Annotated in this window: 13 protein-coding genes; 8 read left to right on the top strand and 5 right to left on the bottom strand. The window is 34.6% G+C overall.

Annotation, left to right across the window (positions count from 1 at the left end; genetic code table 11):
• Positions 1-321 precede the first annotated feature (321 nt).
• The 4 genes from ACODSB_RS22390 to ACODSB_RS22375 all read right to left on the bottom strand — a co-directional run bounded on the left by ACODSB_RS22390 (position 322) and on the right by ACODSB_RS22375 (position 5737).
• Positions 322-2151: an ABC transporter ATP-binding protein gene (locus ACODSB_RS22390; RefSeq protein WP_488938654.1), complete on the bottom strand. Its 1830-nt coding sequence runs from the start codon at positions 2149-2151 to the stop codon at positions 322-324.
• Positions 2152-2429: 278 nt separating this feature from the next.
• A complete protein-coding gene (locus ACODSB_RS22385) occupies positions 2430-4157 on the bottom strand; it encodes a phospho-sugar mutase (RefSeq protein WP_180857420.1) in 1728 nt (575 codons plus the stop codon).
• 86 nt (positions 4158-4243) lie between these two features.
• A complete protein-coding gene (locus tag ACODSB_RS22380) occupies positions 4244-5200 on the bottom strand; it encodes a glycosyltransferase family 2 protein (protein ID WP_053472784.1) in 957 nt (318 codons plus the stop codon).
• Between the two features lie 9 nt (positions 5201-5209).
• Positions 5210-5737 (bottom strand): DUF4199 domain-containing protein, encoded by a 528-nt coding sequence (locus ACODSB_RS22375; RefSeq protein WP_053472783.1) that lies wholly within the window; start codon positions 5735-5737, stop codon positions 5210-5212.
• A gap of 250 nt (positions 5738-5987) precedes the next feature.
• Between ACODSB_RS22375 and ACODSB_RS22370 the strand changes: the two genes are divergently transcribed.
• The 7 genes from ACODSB_RS22370 to ACODSB_RS22340 all read left to right on the top strand — a co-directional run bounded on the left by ACODSB_RS22370 (position 5988) and on the right by ACODSB_RS22340 (position 15854).
• Entirely contained in the window at positions 5988-6242 is a 255-nt protein-coding gene (locus tag ACODSB_RS22370; protein ID WP_008464817.1) for a type B 50S ribosomal protein L31, read from the top strand.
• Positions 6243-6811: 569 nt separating this feature from the next.
• A complete protein-coding gene (locus ACODSB_RS22365; protein ID WP_180857421.1) occupies positions 6812-7987 on the top strand; it encodes a GlmU family protein in 1176 nt (391 codons plus the stop codon).
• Positions 7988-8601: 614 nt separating this feature from the next.
• Positions 8602-10236 (top strand): ABC-F family ATP-binding cassette domain-containing protein, encoded by a 1635-nt coding sequence (locus tag ACODSB_RS22360; protein ID WP_053472781.1) that lies wholly within the window; start codon positions 8602-8604, stop codon positions 10234-10236.
• Between the two features lie 197 nt (positions 10237-10433).
• The gene (locus tag ACODSB_RS22355; protein ID WP_488938653.1) at positions 10434-11588 is read left to right on the top strand and encodes a porin; all 1155 of its coding nucleotides are present in this window, start codon (positions 10434-10436) and stop codon (positions 11586-11588) included.
• Positions 11589-11614: 26 nt separating this feature from the next.
• Positions 11615-13048, top strand: a complete 1434-nt coding sequence (locus ACODSB_RS22350) for an anion permease (protein WP_488938652.1) — start codon at positions 11615-11617, stop codon at positions 13046-13048.
• 260 nt (positions 13049-13308) lie between these two features.
• Positions 13309-14403, top strand: a complete 1095-nt coding sequence (locus ACODSB_RS22345) for a porin (protein ID WP_488938651.1) — start codon at positions 13309-13311, stop codon at positions 14401-14403.
• A gap of 20 nt (positions 14404-14423) precedes the next feature.
• On the top strand, positions 14424-15854 hold the full coding sequence (locus tag ACODSB_RS22340) for an anion permease (RefSeq protein WP_488938650.1): 1431 nt from the start codon (positions 14424-14426) through the stop codon (positions 15852-15854).
• Here ACODSB_RS22340 and ACODSB_RS22335 read toward each other — a convergent pair.
• Positions 15851-16162 carry a GNAT family N-acetyltransferase gene (locus ACODSB_RS22335; protein WP_234984747.1) on the bottom strand — a complete coding sequence of 104 codons (312 nt, stop codon included), beginning with the start codon at positions 16160-16162 and terminating at the stop codon, positions 15851-15853. The two genes, ACODSB_RS22340 and ACODSB_RS22335, sit on opposite strands and share 4 nt — an antisense overlap.
• Before the next feature lie 285 nt (positions 16163-16447).
• Here ACODSB_RS22335 and ACODSB_RS22330 point away from each other — a divergent pair, with 285 nt between their 5' ends.
• A complete protein-coding gene (locus tag ACODSB_RS22330; RefSeq protein ID WP_488938649.1) occupies positions 16448-17107 on the top strand; it encodes an alpha/beta hydrolase family protein in 660 nt (219 codons plus the stop codon).
• Positions 17108-17348: the final 241 nt, after the last annotated feature.

Raw genomic sequence — 17348 nt, 5'->3', positions numbered from 1 at the left:
AATTAAATGATTTTAACCCGTTGGGTGTAATTATTTTTAACACATAGAAACATAGAATTATTGAACATAAGAAAGGCGTTTCACTTGCATTAACAACACATAGCTATGTGTGAGAAACAAGTTTCTTTTTGATTTACTTTGTTTAAAAACATAAGGTCTATGTCTCTATGTGTTTAATTATTATTTTTTATGGATTACGCCCAACGGTTTGATTTTAATCTTTACTACCTAAAGTTATAAAATAAAACACAGATTAAAGAAATTAAACTGAGTTTTAATATTTCCTTAATCTGTGTAGATTGTTTGGTTATAATGTAAGTCTTAAGATTCGAAAGACTGCATGGTTACCAGTTTATTATAAGTTCCGTTAAGTGCGATTAATTGGTCATGAGTTCCCTGTTCAACGATTTTTCCTTTTTGCATAACCACAATAACATCTGCTTTTTGAATCGTCGAAAGTCGGTGAGCGATCACAATCGAAGTTCTGTTCTGCATCATGTTTTCAAGCGCAACCTGAACAAATTTTTCGCTTTCGGTATCTAATGCCGATGTTGCTTCATCCAGAATCATAATCGGTGGATTTTTCAATACCGCTCTCGCAATAGATAAACGTTGTTTTTGCCCGCCTGAAAGTTTGTTTCCACTGTCACCAATGTTGGTGTAAATTCCTAAAGGCAGTTCTTTTACAAACTCATACGCATTCGCAATTTTAAGCGCATCGATAATTTCATCATCTGTAGCGTCTAATTTTCCTAATGCAATATTGGCTTTGATTGTATCATTAAATAAAATACTGTCCTGTGTAACCAATCCCATTAAACTGCGGAGCGAATGCAGGTTCATATCTTTTATATTAATTCCATCAATAGAAATTGAGCCTTCATTAACATCATAAAAACGGGTCAATAAATTCGCAATAGTACTTTTTCCACTTCCTGATTGTCCAACAAGAGCAACAGTTTGTCCTTTATTAATATTAAGAGAAAAATCTTTTAAGACATTTTCATCTTCATATTTAAAGTTGATATTTTGAACACTGATATTGCTTTCAAAAGTTGTTTTTTCGATTGCGTTTTCTTTTGAAATAATAGTGTTTTCCTGATCTAAAATTTCCAATACACGTTCTGCGGCAGCATTTCCTCTTTTTACACCATATGAAGCTTTAGAAATGGCTTTTGCCGGAGTCAGGATGTTATAAGCCAATCCCATGTAAGCAATAAATGAAGCACCTTCTAAGGTTTTATCAATTAAAACCATTTGTCCCCCGTACCAAAGCAATATAGCAATAACCGTTATTCCCATAAATTCACTGGCAGGTGAAGCCAGGTTTTGACGGTTTCCAATGCTGTTTGATAAATTGAAAAAACGCTCTGTAGAATTTTTGAAAACATTGTTGAAATAGTTTTCGGCATTATATCCTTTTACCACTTTTAATCCGCCAATAGTTTCTTCAATAGTAGATAAGAAAGTACCTTGTTCTTCCTGAGCTTTTGTAGATTGTTTTTTAAGCTGTTTCCCGATTAAAGAAATAATGTAACCTGAAACCGGAATAAATATAAAAACGAATAACGTTAGCTTAGCGCTTATAATCAGCATTGCTATTATCGTAAATATAATTGTCAAAGGTTCCTTAACAATAAGCTCTAAAATTGCTAAAAAAGAGGTTTGCACTTCGTTTACATCGCCGGCAATTCTGGAAATAACATCTCCTTTTCTTTTTTCAGAATAAAATGCCAAAGGCAGTTCCAGTGTTTTTTTGTATAATGCATTTCGCATATCTCTTAAAACCCCATTTCTTAAAAAGTTAATAAAAAACATAGCCAGATAATCTGCTAAATTTTTTAATAAGAAGATCGAGATAATTATTCCTACCATTACCGAAAGTATAAAACCCGGATTGTTTGGATCGTTATTTTTTGTGATATAATAGTTTAGATAACTTTCTCCATATTCTTTTATATGTGTGATTCCTTCATAAACAGGCATGGTTGTAAGTTTCTTGCTTTTACCAAATAAAACCTGCAGCATTGGAATCAACGCCATAAATGAAAGTGTGCTGAAAAGGGCATACAAAACATTGAAAAAGATGTTTAAGAACGCATATTTTTTATACGGATATATAAAAGGAACTATTTTTTTGAAATTACTCATTTATTTTTGAATATTATTTTTTCTGCTGTGGTATTGCTCTTTCGAGTTTTAGCAATATTTTTTTTTGGTTATAATTAATTTGTTGGGGGAATTTTTACTGCACAAAATTAATCCAATTGATTTGTTTTCAATATTTTTTTAGTTTTTTTTATTAAAAAACTCTGATTTACATTTGTTCTAAATGTAAATCAGAGTTCTAAATATCAAAATTTAATTAGCTGCGCAGAGATTTCCTGCGCAGCTATAATAGGTGTTTAAAGAGCTTATCACTCGTTTTTTTATTTCAATTGCATGTCTGCAATGATATTCTGTATTTTTCCGTCTAAGAAACTTTCGGCAGCATCAAAATCTAAAACCGATTCTAATTCAGCATTTACGCTAATATAGAATTTAATTTTAGGTTCAGTTCCACTTGGTCTTGCACAAATTTTAGAACCATCTTCTGTATAATAAATCAATACATTCGATTTTGGAATATCCATTTCAGATACTTCATTTGTCAATAAATTCAATGCTGTTGATGATTGGTAATCTTCCACCATAATTACACGCTGACCGTTGATTTCTTTTAAAGGGTTTTCACGTAAATCAATCATCATCTGATTAATTTCCTGTAAACCTTCCATTCCTTTTTTAGTCAGTGAAACTAAAAACTCTTTGTAGAAACCATTCTCAACATAAAGTTGTAAAAGTTCTTTATAAACAGAGCTTCCTGCAGCTTTTGCCTGAGCAGCGACTTCGCAAATTAATAAGGTAGCAGCAACTGCATCTTTATCTCTAACAGCATCACCAACCATAAAGCCAAAACTTTCTTCACCTCCGCCAATAAACTGAAGTTCAGGGAAATCTTTGATCATTTTAGCGATCCATTTAAATCCTGTTAAACCAACTTTGCATTCAACGCCATAGCTTGTAGCAAGTTCCATCATCATTGGAGTTGACACGATAGTTGATCCTACAAATTGTTTACCGTTAATTTTTCCGGCTTTTTTCCATTGTTTTAAAAGGAAAGAAGTCATTAAAATCATCGTTTGATTTCCGTTAAGCAAAATCATTTTACCGTCGTTGTTTCTAACCGCAACACCTAAACGGTCGCAATCAGGATCAGTACCCACAACGATATCAGAATTTGTTTTATCTGCCAGGGCCAAAGCCATTGTTAAAGCTTCAGGTTCTTCTGGGTTCGGAGATTTTACTGTTGGGAAATCTCCGTCCGGAACCGCCTGCTCTGGTACAATGTGAACATTTTTATAACCAGCCTGCGATAAAACATCTGGAATAGATTTTATAGAAGTTCCGTGCAATGAAGTAAAAACAATATGCAGATTGTCTTTGGCTTCAGCTGCAGTATTAAAACTTGCGTTTTCGATAGATGATTTTATAAACGCTTTATCGATATCAGTATCAATATATTGAATTAGGCTTTCGTTTGCGTTGAATTTAATTTTATCGTAGTCTAAATTTTCGATTACGTTAATAATTTCGCCATCTTGAGGAGGAACAATTTGTCCGCCATCTTCCCAGTATACTTTATAACCATTATACTCTGGCGGGTTATGCGAAGCCGTAAGAACAATTCCGCATTGACATCCCAGATATTTAAGTGCAAAAGACAATTCCGGAGTAGGTCTTAAATCTGAGAATAAATAAACCTGAATTCCGTTTGCCGAGAAAACATCAGCAACAACTTTTGCCAAGGTGTTACTGTTATGGCGACAGTCGTAAGCAATAACAACCTTTAAAGGCTGGTTTGGAAAAACCTTATGTAAATAATCAGATAAACCCTGAGTATTTTTTCCAAGTGTATATTTATTAATTCTATTGTTTCCTACGCCCATAACGCCGCGCATACCGCCGGTTCCAAATTCAAGGTTTTTATAAAAACTTTCCTCAAGTTCCTTTGGCGAAGTTGTCATTAATTCTTTTACAGCGGCTTGCGTTTCCTGATCAAAAGTTGGTGTTAGCCATTCATTTACAGCGTTTAAAATATTAGGTGCTATGTTCATGTAAATTTTCTTTTATGTTTTAAATAAAGATAGTTTTTCTTGAAAAGTTAATTTGACTCAAAAAGATTTTTTTTTCCTGATTTGTGTCAAAAATTCACTTCTCGTGCTACTTTATATCTTGCTTCGTTGCTTTTAGTTCTCAAAATGATTTCACCTAAAAATCCAGCTAAGAAAAGCTGAGTTCCCAGAATCATTGTTGTTAATGCTATATAAAACCACGGATTATTAGTTACCAGGCTGTATTTTACTCCGCTATACATGTGGTATAGTTTTGAAACTCCAATATATCCGGCAGATAAAAATCCGATAATAAACATAATTGAACCCATTGCCCCAAATAAGTGCATAGGTCTTTTTCCGAATCTTGATAAAAACCAAATCGTAATTAAATCAAGGAACCCGTTAATAAAGCGTTCCATTCCAAATTTGGTTTCGCCGTATTTACGAGCTTGGTGAATCACTACTTTTTCTCCAATTTTACCAAAACCGGCATTTTTAGCTAAAACAGGAATGTATCGGTGCATTTCGCCCGAAACTTCGATGTTTTTTACAACAGCATTTTTATAAGCTTTTAACCCGCAGTTAAAATCGTTTAACTCCACACCGGAAGTTTTTCTGGCAGCCCAGTTAAATAATTTTGAAGGTAAATTTTTAGCCACAACAGAGTCGTAGCGTTTCTTTTTCCAACCCGAAACCAAATCGAATCGCTCTTTGGTAATCATTTCATACAATTCTGGAATCTCATCCGGACTGTCCTGTAAATCGGCATCCATAGTAATGATGACATCACCTTTTGCTTTAGCGAAACCAGCATGCAAAGCCTGCGATTTTCCAAAATTCTTCATGAAACGAATCCCTTTTACATTTGGGTTTTCGTTAGAAAAACTTTCAATAATATTCCAAGAATCATCCGTACTTCCATCATCTACAAAAATGATTTCATAAGAGTAATTATTAGACTGCATCACTTTAATAATCCATGAGTAGAGTTCTTGAAGCGATTCCTCCTCGTTTAGAAGTGGTATAAGTATAGATAGATTCATTTATAATTTTTATTCTTGTGTAGATTTGCTTTTAAAAAATGCTGCTAAAATTAATCCTAAAATTGAGTAGCCAACGATACTAAAAACCAATGCTTTTAATTGTTCCGTTGTTGAGAAAGGACTGTTTTCTTTCATTTTAGCCAAAGCTTCGTTTATGGCAGAAGCCGGAGTTCCAAATTTTTGTAACGTTTCAGCCATATACTTAATAAGTAATTGGTTTACTGTTTCTTTTGCTTCCGGATCAATTACATTAAATAATATGACGCTAAAAAGAGTAGAAATTGCAAGAGCAGTTATTGTAGCTATAAAAAATGTGGTAAAAGCATCTTTAAAAGAGAAAAAACCAATCTCTTTTTTTGTTTTTGTAAGTAATAAAATGCCAACTACTAAATAAATAACAAATGACAGACCGCCAATCCAGCCAGAAACAAATAATTTTAGATCAATAGCATATATACTTGCCGTAATTAACGCCAGAATAACACCTAAGGCAATTCCGTATGTAACTCCATTCTTTTTTATAACTTCATTAATCATATTTCTATATGTTTTAAAATTAATCCACAAATATAGCAATTCCCAATATAATCGAGGAGAAAAAAAGCTTTTTGAATTTAACTAAAAAAAAGTACGTTAAGTATTTGTTTATTAAAAAAGAATTGTAAATTTGCAAACTCAAAATTAATTAAAATTTTAAACAAAAAAGAGCATCATTTGTTTATACCTTTTTCTAACCATGAAAAAGCTTCAAAATGAAAATGTTCTAAACAATAAATAAAAAGAAAAGATGAAAAAAGGAATTCACCCAGAAAATTACAGATTAGTTGCATTTAAAGACATGTCAAATGACGAAGTTTTTATCACTAAATCTACTGCAGATACAAAAGAAACAATTGAAGTTGACGGAGTTGAGTATCCAGTTGTAAAAATGGAGATTTCTAGAACATCTCACCCTTTTTATACTGGTAAATCTAAACTTATCGATACTGCAGGACGTATTGATAAATTCAAAACTAAATATGCAAAACACGCTAAAAAATAATAGCTGTTTAAATTATATAAGAAGCCTTCCAATTTGGAAGGCTTTTTTTATGGGATTATTTTTTGTTAGCCACGATTCGACCAAAGTGAATATTGCCTGTGGTTTCAACCACACGATGCGGAGGGATGCGGATTGTGAATGTATTGAGTTCCAGCGGTTTAAGCCGCTGGCTATGTTTTTTCTTATTGAGTATATTTAGAGATCAGCTTTTGAGCTTCTTAAAAATGACCTCGATCGAATTTAAAATATTGCCCGTGGTTTCAACCACGGGGTACAAAGGGATAGGGATTGTGAACATATTGCGTTCCAGCGGTTGAAACCGCTGGCTATGTTTTTCTTATTGTTAAGTTTATTTAATTTCAATTGCCTTCAGATTTATCTGAAGGTTATAAAATCAAAATGTATCAGGCTTTAGCCAAATAACTGTAATCTAAATCAATTAAAATTAAGAGAATATAAAAATTCGTGAATTCATGGCTATCAGAAAAAACATATATTAATGAAACACATAAATATTTGTAACTTTGGCCTCGGTAACCAAACAAATTTTAACACATTAAATTAATTTTATGAATTACATTCTTTTTGACGGTCCCGTCCGGAATGCTCTATTACCTTTTACTTTTACCAGACCCGTGGCTGATATTTTAATCGGAATTATGACGATTCGCCAAAAGTGGGAAACTCGTTTAGGATCGACTATAACAACAATTACTGAAGATTACCTTTCTACTAAATTCCCAATGGTAGAAATGGAAGAAAACGTAATGATAAATGCTGCGTATTTGCCAAATGATACGCTTGCAGAATTAGTTTCTGACTTAAAACCCAATCAGGCGATTTTTAAAGGAGAAGATGTAATTGCTTTTTTTACAACAGAAAACCAGGAAGAAGTTGATTTTGATTCGTATGAAATCATTCAATATAATGACGAATGTTTGACAGTAGAACACACTTGGGATATTTTCTCAAAAAATGACGCTGCCATTCGTGCTGATTTCGCTTATTTGACAGAAGACAGAAAATCACAGCCAATTCCTAAAAGTGTAAACACAATTGCACCCGAAAATATCTTTATTGAAGAAGGAGCAAAATTAGAGTTTGTAACCCTAAATGCATCAAACGGGCCTATATATATAGGTAAGAACACCGAGATCATGGAAGGAACTGTTATTCGCGGTCCTTTTGCTTTGTGTGAAAATGCACAGGTAAAACTAAATGCAAAAGTTTACGGAGCAACAACCGTTGGTCCCGGATCGAGAATAGGAGGAGAGGTTAAAAATTCTGTCCTGTTTGCTAATTCAAATAAAGGGCATGATGGATTTCTTGGAGATTCTGTTTTAGGCGAATGGTGCAATATTGGAGCTGATAGTAATAATTCAAACCTAAAAAATAACTACGAGGAAGTAAAATTGTGGAGTTACGAAACGGAAGGTTTTGCTAAAACAGGACTTCAGTTTTGCGGTTTAATGATGGGCGACCACAGTAAATGCGGAATCAACACGATGTTTAATACCGGAACCGTTGTTGGAGTAAGTGCCAATATTTTTGGATCTGGTTTCCCCAGAAACTTTGTCCCGAGTTTTTCATGGGGCGGTGCAGCAGGTTTTACAACGTATATTACTAAAAAAGCTTTCGAAACTGCAAAATTGGTAATGGGAAGACGTAATATTGAATTTGACGAAACTGAAGCCTCAATCTTGGAACACATTTTTGAAGAAACCAAAAAATGGAGAAAAGATTAATTTAATTAGATAATTAGTCAATTTGATAATGAGATAATTTTGTAACCCGACAGGTTTTTTAAAACCTGTCGGGTTTTATTTTTCACATATTAACCAAACAAAAGCCCAGCCCAACAATAAGAGCCAAAGGCTCTCATATAAGTTCCGAAGGAACGAATTATATTGTAGGGCTGGACTTCAGTCCAGTTTAATATGCAAAATAAAATAATAAAACCCGATAGGTTTAAAAACGTGTTCCAATATTGAATTGAAGCTTCTATTTTATCAAATTCTATATTTCTGACTCTTAACTGGACTAAAGTCCAGCCCTACAATATAATTCGTTCCTTCGGAACTTAAAAGAGCCTTCGGCTCGATCTATATTGTAAAGATGGACTTCAGTCCAGTTGAAAAAATAATTCGTGAAAATTCGTGTAATTGCTTCGCCTGTTCGCTGTCGCTCGGGTCGTGGCAAAAAAAAGAAAATTTTCTAATCACCACATTCCCAAAATTATCTAATTATCAAATTGCACATTTTCTAATTGCCTAATTATCTAATTAATCTATCTTTGCAGCACGAAAAAAATGGGTAGTCAGATAAACGATTAACCGATAAAACAAATTCACAGAAGATAATGATTACAGTTAACGATATTTCGGTTCAGTTTGGTGGAACTACACTTTTTAGCGATGTCTCTTTTGCTATCAATGAAAATGATAAAATTGCCCTTATGGGTAAAAATGGTGCGGGAAAATCGACACTTTTAAAAATTATAGCAGGACAGAGCAAGCCTTCTACCGGAAGTATTTCTACGCCAAAAGATGCCGTTGTAGCATATCTGCCTCAGCATTTATTGACAAAAGACGGTTCGACTGTAATGGAAGAAGCATCAAAAGCTTTTGGTGAGATCTTTAAAATGAAAGCCGAAATTGACGAAATCAATGAGCAGTTAACCGTTCGTACCGATTACGAAAGTGACGAATACATGAAATTGATCGAAAGAGTTTCGGACTTAAGCGAGAAATATTATGCAATTGAAGAAGTAAATTACGAAGCCGAAGTAGAGAAAATCTTAGTTGGTTTAGGTTTCGAACGCGAAGATTTTACAAGACAAACATCTGAATTTTCAGGAGGATGGAGAATGCGTATCGAGCTGGCAAAAATCCTATTGCAAAAACCGGACTTGATTTTACTGGATGAGCCAACCAACCACATGGATATTGAAAGTATTCAATGGTTAGAAGAGTTTTTAGTGAATTCAGCAAAAGCAGTTGTAGTAATTTCACACGATAGAGCGTTTGTAGATAACATTACAAACCGTACAATCGAAGTAACAATGGGAAGAATTTACGATTATAAAGCAAAATATTCTCATTACCTAGAATTAAGAAAAGACCGTCGTATTCATCAGCAGAAAGCCTACGACGAACAGCAAAAAATGATTGCTGATAACAGAGCCTTTATCGACCGTTTTAAAGGAACATTCTCAAAAACAGATGCCGTACAATCTCGTGTAAAAATGCTGGAGAAACTAGAAATTGTTCAGGTTGACGAAGTAGATACATCAGCATTGCGATTAAAATTCCCGCCGGCAGCACGTTCAGGACAATACCCGGTTATTGTAAAAGAAATGGCAAAATCATATGGAGATCATGTGGTTTTTAAAGATGCTAATATTGTAATCGAAAGAGGTCAGAAAGTAGCTTTTGTTGGAAAAAATGGAGAAGGAAAATCGACCATGATCAAAGCGATTATGAAAGAAATTGGCGTTGATTCAGGAAGCGTTGAAATTGGACATAACGCACAAATTGGATATTTTGCTCAAAACCAGGCTTCATTACTAGATGAAAATGCAACCATTTTTGAAACAATCGATGCCATTGCAGTAGGAGATATCCGTACACAGATCAAAAATATTCTGGGAGCATTTATGTTTCAGGGTGACGATATTACTAAAAAAGTAAAAGTACTTTCAGGAGGAGAAAAAACACGTTTGGCAATGATCAAATTATTGTTAGAACCCGTTAACTTATTAATTCTGGATGAGCCTTCAAATCACCTGGACATGAAAACAAAAGACATTATTAAAGATGCCTTACGAGATTTTGACGGAACATTAATTTTAGTTTCACACGACCGTGATTTCCTTGACGGACTAGCAACTAAAGTATTCGAATTTGGAAACAAACGAGTAAAAGAACACTTTGAAGATGTTGCAGGATTCCTTGCCCACAAAAAAATGGACTCAATGAGAGAGATCGAGAAATAAGTTAAAATTTACGATATACAAAGAGCACAAGCTAACCCTTGTGCTTTTTTTATGCAGTAAATAGTTAAAAATCCTAAAGGTTTATAATAATTTGAAACCTGATTTTAATCAGGTTTTAAGTTGATCTATAAAATTAAATTTATTGTATGAATAAACTTATAAAGTTTGTTTCGTTACAAAATTTTAATTTTTTTATTATGAATCAATTCAATCAATATTTAGGCTTTAAGGCCTTTATTTTACTACTATTATTTCCGTTTTTATCAAATGGGCAGACTTCAGAATCAAATTCGCAGGGAGAAATTAAATATCCGCAATTTAAATTTCAGGGACTTTTTCAGGCACGCTATTTAAGCGGATTTACTGACGGAATTGACGCGACAACAGGACTTCATCATTCAGATGGAAAAGCGGTTGAAAATACATTTGACATAAAAAGAATGCGTTTGGGAGTTACAACCAAACTTGGTGAACGCTTTGATGTTGTGGTTCTGGCTAATTTAGCAGACTTTAAATCAGATCCGAAAGGAAAAGTTTTGGAAAATGCATTTGCCAGATACACTTTTAATAAAAATATTGGTTTTTTAGTTGGTCAGTTTAGGCCGGCATTTGGAATTGAGGAATTAAATCCTGCAGATATCCTTAAATCATTTGATTACTCTAATCAATACACTGAATTTGGAAATAACGGCTGGACAAGTTTTCAAATAGGGGCGTCTATGTTTGGGAGTTTTGATTTAGGAAAACTTCCTATGACTTATGCAGTTTCTGCAGTTAATGGAAACGGAAAAGATCAGGTTTCTGATAAAGATAATGGTAAACAATACTCTTCGCGCCTGGGTTTTGAATTAGACAAAAAACACAATGTAAATTTAGGGCTCAACGGCGGAATTGGTGAAGTATATAATAATAAAGTTTTTGCAGTTGGATTAGATCTTACTGCCGACTTTAAATTAGCAGATAAATTAATACTTCAAACACAATTAGAGGCAAAACAAGGGATTAATCACTACTTATATTATTCTTTAGCTGCTGATTCAAGAACGGCCAATCTCAATGAATATCAAATGCGGGGTGCTTACTTTTTGCCAAACTTGAGATATGAAATTAAATATCAAAAATTGACTGCAATAGAATTTTCATGCCGATACGAATATTTTGACAGGAATTTCAAATTAGATTCAAACGCAAGGCAGACTTATACGCCAATGGCAGGTTTGGAATTTGGAAAGGGCTATACAGGACGTATTGAAATGGGAATGCAGCTGGATACTTATAAACACAATATCGCTAATACTACAGCATATGATAACAACTTGTTTATCATACAGTTTCAAGGCAGATTTTTTTAAAAGCCTAAAAATTAAATAACAGCATTATGAAAGAAATAAATATAAAAAACTCACTTATTACACTTGTCATAGGTTTGATCATTTGGTTTGTTCCTGCTCCAAAAGGACTTTCGCCAGAAGCCTGGCACTTGTTTGCGATTTTTATCTCAACGATTATTGGAATTATTGTAAAAGCAGCGCCAATGGGTACAATGTGCATGATTGCAGTAGCAGTTACCGCTTTTACCCGGGTTTTAGCACCAGAAAGTGCCGGAGATTCTATTACACTTGCCTTGGGAGGTTTTGGAAATAAAGTGATTTGGCTTATCGGAATCTCATTTTTTATTGCCCGCGGTTTTATAAAAACGGGTTTAGGAAACAGAATTGCTTTTTTATTCATTAAAATATTTGGAAAAAGTTCCCTTGGATTAGCGTACGGTTTAGGGTTGGCAGATTTAGTTTTGGCACCCGTTGTACCAAGTAATACAGCCAGAGGCGGTGGAATAATTTATCCAATCATGAAAGCGATGTCTATGAACTTTGATTCAGACCCTGATAAACCGGAAACCCGCAGGAAATTAGGAGCTTTCTTAACCTTAAGCAGTTACAATGTTAATTTAATTGCTTCGTCAATGTTTTTAACAGGAACGGCCAGTAATCCAATGTGCCAAAAATTTGCCGAAAATTTAGGAATCCATATTTCGTGGACATCGTGGGCGATTGCAGGTTTAGTTCCGGGTTTGACAGCATTTTTTGTAATTCCATTTTTGCTTTACAAAATTTATCCGCCAGAACTAAAGAAAACAGGCGATGCCCCAAAAGTAGCAACCCAAAAACTTAAAGAAATGGGTGCTATTTCAAAAAACGAATGGTTAATGCTTCTAACATTTGTTATTTTATTATTTCTCTGGATGACAGGTGACCTTTTTTCAATAGATGCAACCACAACAGCTTTTATAGGATTGGTAGTTTTACTGCTGACTTCTGTTTTAACCTGGGAAGACGTAAAAGGAGAAAAAGGAGCATGGGATACAATTGTTTGGTTTGCAGTTTTAGTAATGATGGCAAGTTCGCTGGACAAACTAGGCTTTATTGGCTGGTTTAGTGAGATAGTAAAAAGCCATATGCTTGGTATGAGCTGGCAGATAGCATTTGTAATTATTATTGCCGTATATTTCTTTAGTCACTATATTTTTGCCAGCGCAACGGCTCACGTAGCGGCTATGTATGCAGCATTACTGGCTGTTGGGATTTCATTAGGAGTTCCGGGATTGTTCCTGGCTTTTATGTTAGGATTTGTAGGTTCATTATATGGAACACTAACACATTATGGTCACGGGCCGGCACCGGTTTATTTTGGAAGCGGGTATGTCGATTTAAAAAACTGGTGGATAAAAGGCCTTATTACAGGACTCGCTATGCTTATAATTTATTTGGTTATAGGCGGATTATGGTTGAATGTATTAGGATATATTAATTAAATAATACTAAAAATAGTTTACAAGGCGTAAGATTTTCTTACGCTTTTTTTATTTGTTAAAATTTATTATCAGTATTTTAATGCAATAATTTTTATAAGGGATTAATATTTTTCCTATTTTCGTAAGATATTTCCAGTTACATATTATTTTTGGCTGTTTTTAAAAACAGTAAGCGAAGTCTAATTTTTTATTTTTAGGAGCGTATGAACAAACCTTTACTAATAAGAATTGCTTTTGTCTTTTTTTTAATACCGCTTTTCATGAACGCACAAACTGCCGAAACCCAAAAGGCAGTTGATTCTGAAGATGGTGTTAAGTACCCCCAATTTCAATTTAAAGGACTTTTTCAGGCACGATACCTCGAAAGTTTTGGAGATAATGTAGACGTTATGGGCGTTCACCATTCTACAGGTGACGTTACCCAGAGTTCCTTTGATATTAAAAGAATGCGTGTTGGCTTAAACACAAAATTAAGTGAAGCCACAGAAGTCGTAATCTTAGTTAATTTAGCCGATTTTAAATCAGATACAAAAGGTAAAGTTCTCGAAAACGCCTATGCAAAATATACCTTCAATAAATACATTGCCGTTTTAGGAGGACAGTTTCGGCCCGCATTTGGTATTGAAGAATTAGTTCCCGTCGATATTATAAAATCATTTGATTTCTCCAATCAATATTATGAGTTTGGAAAAAATGGCTGGACAAGTTTTCAAATTGGGGCTTCTGCCACCGGAAATTTTGATCTTGGCAAAATCCCTGTAAACTATTCTGTTTCGGTTTTAAACGGAAACGGTAAAAATCAGGAAAAAGACAACGATAACGGAAAACAATATTCATCAAGATTAGTTTTTGAATTATCAAAAAAACATAAAATCAATCTCGGTTTAAACGGCGGTATCGGTAAATATTCCAAAGAAAAAATATTTGCCTTTGGCGCAGATGTTACCAGTGATTTTAGGCTTACAGACCGCTTTACTTTTGATTTACAGATAGAATACAAACGAGGAACAAATCACAACTTATATTTTTCGTTACCAGTTGATACCAGAACAGCTGATGTTGCCGATTATCAAATGCGGGGCATTTATTTCCTGCCCAATGTGCGATATCAAATCGACTATAAAAAATTAACTTCTTTAGAAGTATCCTGTCGTTATGAAAGATTTGATCCTAGTTTTAAAATAGATTCAAATGTAAGGCAGACTTATACCCCAATGATAAGCCTTGAATTTGGAAAAAACTATACAGGCCGTATAGAAATGGGATTTGAGATAGATCATTTTGACCGAAACATCCCGGATACATCAACCTATAATGATAATTTATTTTTAATTCAGTTTCAGTGCAGGCTGTAGTTTAATTTAATTTCAAAACCATGAAAGAAGTACAAATTCCTCAAACCCTGATTACACTTGCAGTTGGAGCAGCAATTTGGTTTATTCCTGCGCCAAACGGAGTTGTACCCGAAGCCTGGCATTTGTTTGCCATATTTGTTGCGACCATTTTAGGAATTATTCTAAAAGCCGCCCCAATGGGAACCATGTGTATGGTTGCCATTGCCTTAACCGCTTTTACACAGGTTTTAGCACCGGGCGATCCGGGAAAATCAATTACGCTGGCATTAAAAGGTTTTGGAGATAAAGTAATCTGGCTTATTGGAATTTCATTTTTTATAGCCCGCGGATTTATAAAAACAGGATTAGGAAACAGAATTGCTTTTCTGTTTATTCGGTTATTCGGAAAAAGCTCGCTTGGATTAGCGTACGGTTTAGGTCTTGCCGATTTAGTTTTGGCGCCAGCCGTACCTAGTAATACCGCTCGCGGCGGAGGAATTATTTATCCCATAATGAAATCAATGGCAATGAGTTTTGGTTCAATGCCCGAGCAGCCCGAAACACATCGAAAACTAGGATCCTATTTAACATTGAATTGTTATAATATGAATTTAATAGCATCCTCAATGTTTCTTACTGGAACGGCGAGTAACCCAATGTGCCAGAAGTTTGCCCTTAATCTGGGAATCAAAATAACCTGGATGTCCTGGGCAGCAGCGGCAATCGTACCGGGATTGTGTGCCTTTTTTGTGATTCCATTTGTGTTGTATAAAATATATCCGCCGGAACTTAAAAAAACCGGAGACGCACCGCAAATAGCTTCTCAGAAATTAAAAGAAATGGGCCCAATCACCAGAAACGAATGGATGATGCTCCTGACTTTCTTTATCTTATTATTTCTTTGGATGACAGGCGATTTATTTTCTATTGATGCCACAACAACCGCCTTTATTGGGCTGGTAATTTTACTGCTTACATCCGTTTTGACCTGGGACGATGTAAAAGCCGAAAAAGGAGCATGGGATACCATTGTATGGTTTTCGGTATTAGTAATGATGGCAAGTTCACTAAACGAATTAGGATTTATCAGCTGGTTTAGTAATTTGATAAAAGCAGAAATTGGCGGACTAAGCTGGCAGATGGCTTTTCCTATCATTATATTAGTATACTTTTTCAGCCATTATCTCTTTGCAAGTGCAACGGCGCATGTCGCAGCAATGTATGCAGCGCTTTTAGGAGTTGGGGTTTCACTAGGAATTCCGGGATTGCTTCTCGCTTTTATGCTTGGTTTTGTGGGATCAATTTATGGTACATTAACGCATTACGGACATGGTCCGGCTCCCGTTTTCTTTGGGAGCGGATATGTCGATTTAAAAAGCTGGTGGGTCAAAGGTTTAATAACCGGACTTATAATGCTTTTTATTTATATGGCAATTGGCGGATTATGGCTTTGGGTAATTGGTGATTTTTAAATCCTGATTCCCGGAGGCAGTAAATCTTTGTATTTTGGATTTTTTTTGAAAAAGGCCGCAATTTTTGGGTGAATGGGCACAACTCTAAATTTTTTCTCTGTACTTAATTCTAAAATGCTTTTAAGTAAATTGTCGAGTACAGGCTGGTTTTCAAAATTTTCCGGCGTATTGATTTTGGTTAAAAAAATCTTTTTTTCCTGAAAAGAATACTCAACGCTTAGTAATCCTTCAGGGACCACGGTTTCAAATTGTCTTGCAAAAGTGTTGTCTTTGATTTCCATAGTTTCGGTAGGTTCCATATTTGTCATGTTTTGGGGTAGGTTAAAAAATATTAGAAAAAGAACGAAAAATATAGTCAGCTAAAATCTTTTTAAAAGATGTTTAGCAGTGAATGATTTGGAATGCAAAGGTAATCATTTGATTCTCAATATGAAATTATTTTTTAAGGATCAGGTGCATTGCAAAATCGTTTATTTTTACAACTCAAATTGTTTTAATATGCAATTATGGTGTACGATTTGCTATAGTTATTATTAAAAAAAGTAAATTTAGCTTGAAATTAAGAGCTGTAGTTGTAATTCCATTTTAAACAAATGAGCAAAATTCCCGTATATTTTATGCCCGGTCTGGCGGCTAGCCCTGCTATATTTGAAAGAATCAAATTAGACGAAACTGTTTTTGAAACCTGTTTATTAGAATGGGAAATACCGCATCCAAAAGAAGCCTTATCTGATTACGCGCTCCGAATTTCAAAAAATATCAAGCATGAAAACCCTGTGTTAATTGGCGTTTCTTTTGGAGGAATTTTAGTGCAGGAAATTGCAAAACATGTTCAGACAAGAAAAGTAATCATTATTTCGAGTGTAAGAAGTAATATCGAATTCCCAAGAAGAATGAAAATAGGCAAGACTACAAAAGCCTATAAATTGATTCCTATGAAGCTGATTTTGAATATCGAAAGTCTGGCGAAATACTCTTTTGGAGAAAAAATCAATAAGCGAATTAAATTATACGAGAAGTTTTTAGCCGTTCGGGATCTTAATTATTTACAATGGGCTGTAGAATCAGTCATTTTATGGAATAGAAACCAGGTCGACGAAAATGTAATTCATATTCACGGCGATCAGGACGAAGTTTTCCCTATAAAATATATCAACAGCTGTATAGTAGTAAAAGGTGGAACCCATATTATGATTCTCAATAAATACAAATGGCTCAATGAAAATTTGCCTTCTATTATATTAGAATCTTAAATTCCAATATAAAAAATCCAAATTCCAATTCTTTATAATCGCAATCTTTGTCACCCTGAGCGAAGTCGAAGGATCACACAAGAAACTCCACAAAGTAATTCCACGCATTCTTTGTCATCCTGACGAAGGAAGGATCACACAAGTAACTCCGCAAAGCAATTCGACAAAGAAAATCACCAATCTTTCTCGATCAGCGAGTGCGATCCTTCGTTCCTCAGGATGACAAACGGTGCTCTTGTCA

The sequence above is a fragment of the Flavobacterium sp. FG68 genome (assembly GCF_057808895.1).
This window is presented reverse-complemented; position numbering and strand designations above follow the sequence as displayed.

What these genes read in the sequence shown, in the direction of transcription:
- ACODSB_RS22390 (WP_488938654.1), bottom strand. Translation starts at nt 2,151, where the DNA reads ATGAGTAATTTCAAAAAAATAGTTCCTTTTATATATCCGTATAAAAAA.
- ACODSB_RS22375 (WP_053472783.1), bottom strand. Translation starts at nt 5,737, where the DNA reads ATGATTAATGAAGTTATAAAAAAGAATGGAGTTACATACGGAATTGCC.
- ACODSB_RS22380 (WP_053472784.1), bottom strand. Translation starts at nt 5,200, where the DNA reads ATGAATCTATCTATACTTATACCACTTCTAAACGAGGAGGAATCGCTT.
- ACODSB_RS22365 (WP_180857421.1), top strand. Translation starts at nt 6,812, where the DNA reads ATGAATTACATTCTTTTTGACGGTCCCGTCCGGAATGCTCTATTACCT.
- ACODSB_RS22385 (WP_180857420.1), bottom strand. Translation starts at nt 4,157, where the DNA reads ATGAACATAGCACCTAATATTTTAAACGCTGTAAATGAATGGCTAACA.
- ACODSB_RS22335 (WP_234984747.1), bottom strand. Translation starts at nt 16,162, where the DNA reads ATGACAAATATGGAACCTACCGAAACTATGGAAATCAAAGACAACACT.
- ACODSB_RS22370 (WP_008464817.1), top strand. Translation starts at nt 5,988, where the DNA reads ATGAAAAAAGGAATTCACCCAGAAAATTACAGATTAGTTGCATTTAAA.
- ACODSB_RS22360 (WP_053472781.1), top strand. Translation starts at nt 8,602, where the DNA reads ATGATTACAGTTAACGATATTTCGGTTCAGTTTGGTGGAACTACACTT.
- ACODSB_RS22345 (WP_488938651.1), top strand. Translation starts at nt 13,309, where the DNA reads ATGAACGCACAAACTGCCGAAACCCAAAAGGCAGTTGATTCTGAAGAT.
- ACODSB_RS22340 (WP_488938650.1), top strand. Translation starts at nt 14,424, where the DNA reads ATGAAAGAAGTACAAATTCCTCAAACCCTGATTACACTTGCAGTTGGA.
- ACODSB_RS22330 (WP_488938649.1), top strand. Translation starts at nt 16,448, where the DNA reads ATGAGCAAAATTCCCGTATATTTTATGCCCGGTCTGGCGGCTAGCCCT.
- ACODSB_RS22350 (WP_488938652.1), top strand. Translation starts at nt 11,615, where the DNA reads ATGAAAGAAATAAATATAAAAAACTCACTTATTACACTTGTCATAGGT.
- ACODSB_RS22355 (WP_488938653.1), top strand. Translation starts at nt 10,434, where the DNA reads ATGAATCAATTCAATCAATATTTAGGCTTTAAGGCCTTTATTTTACTA.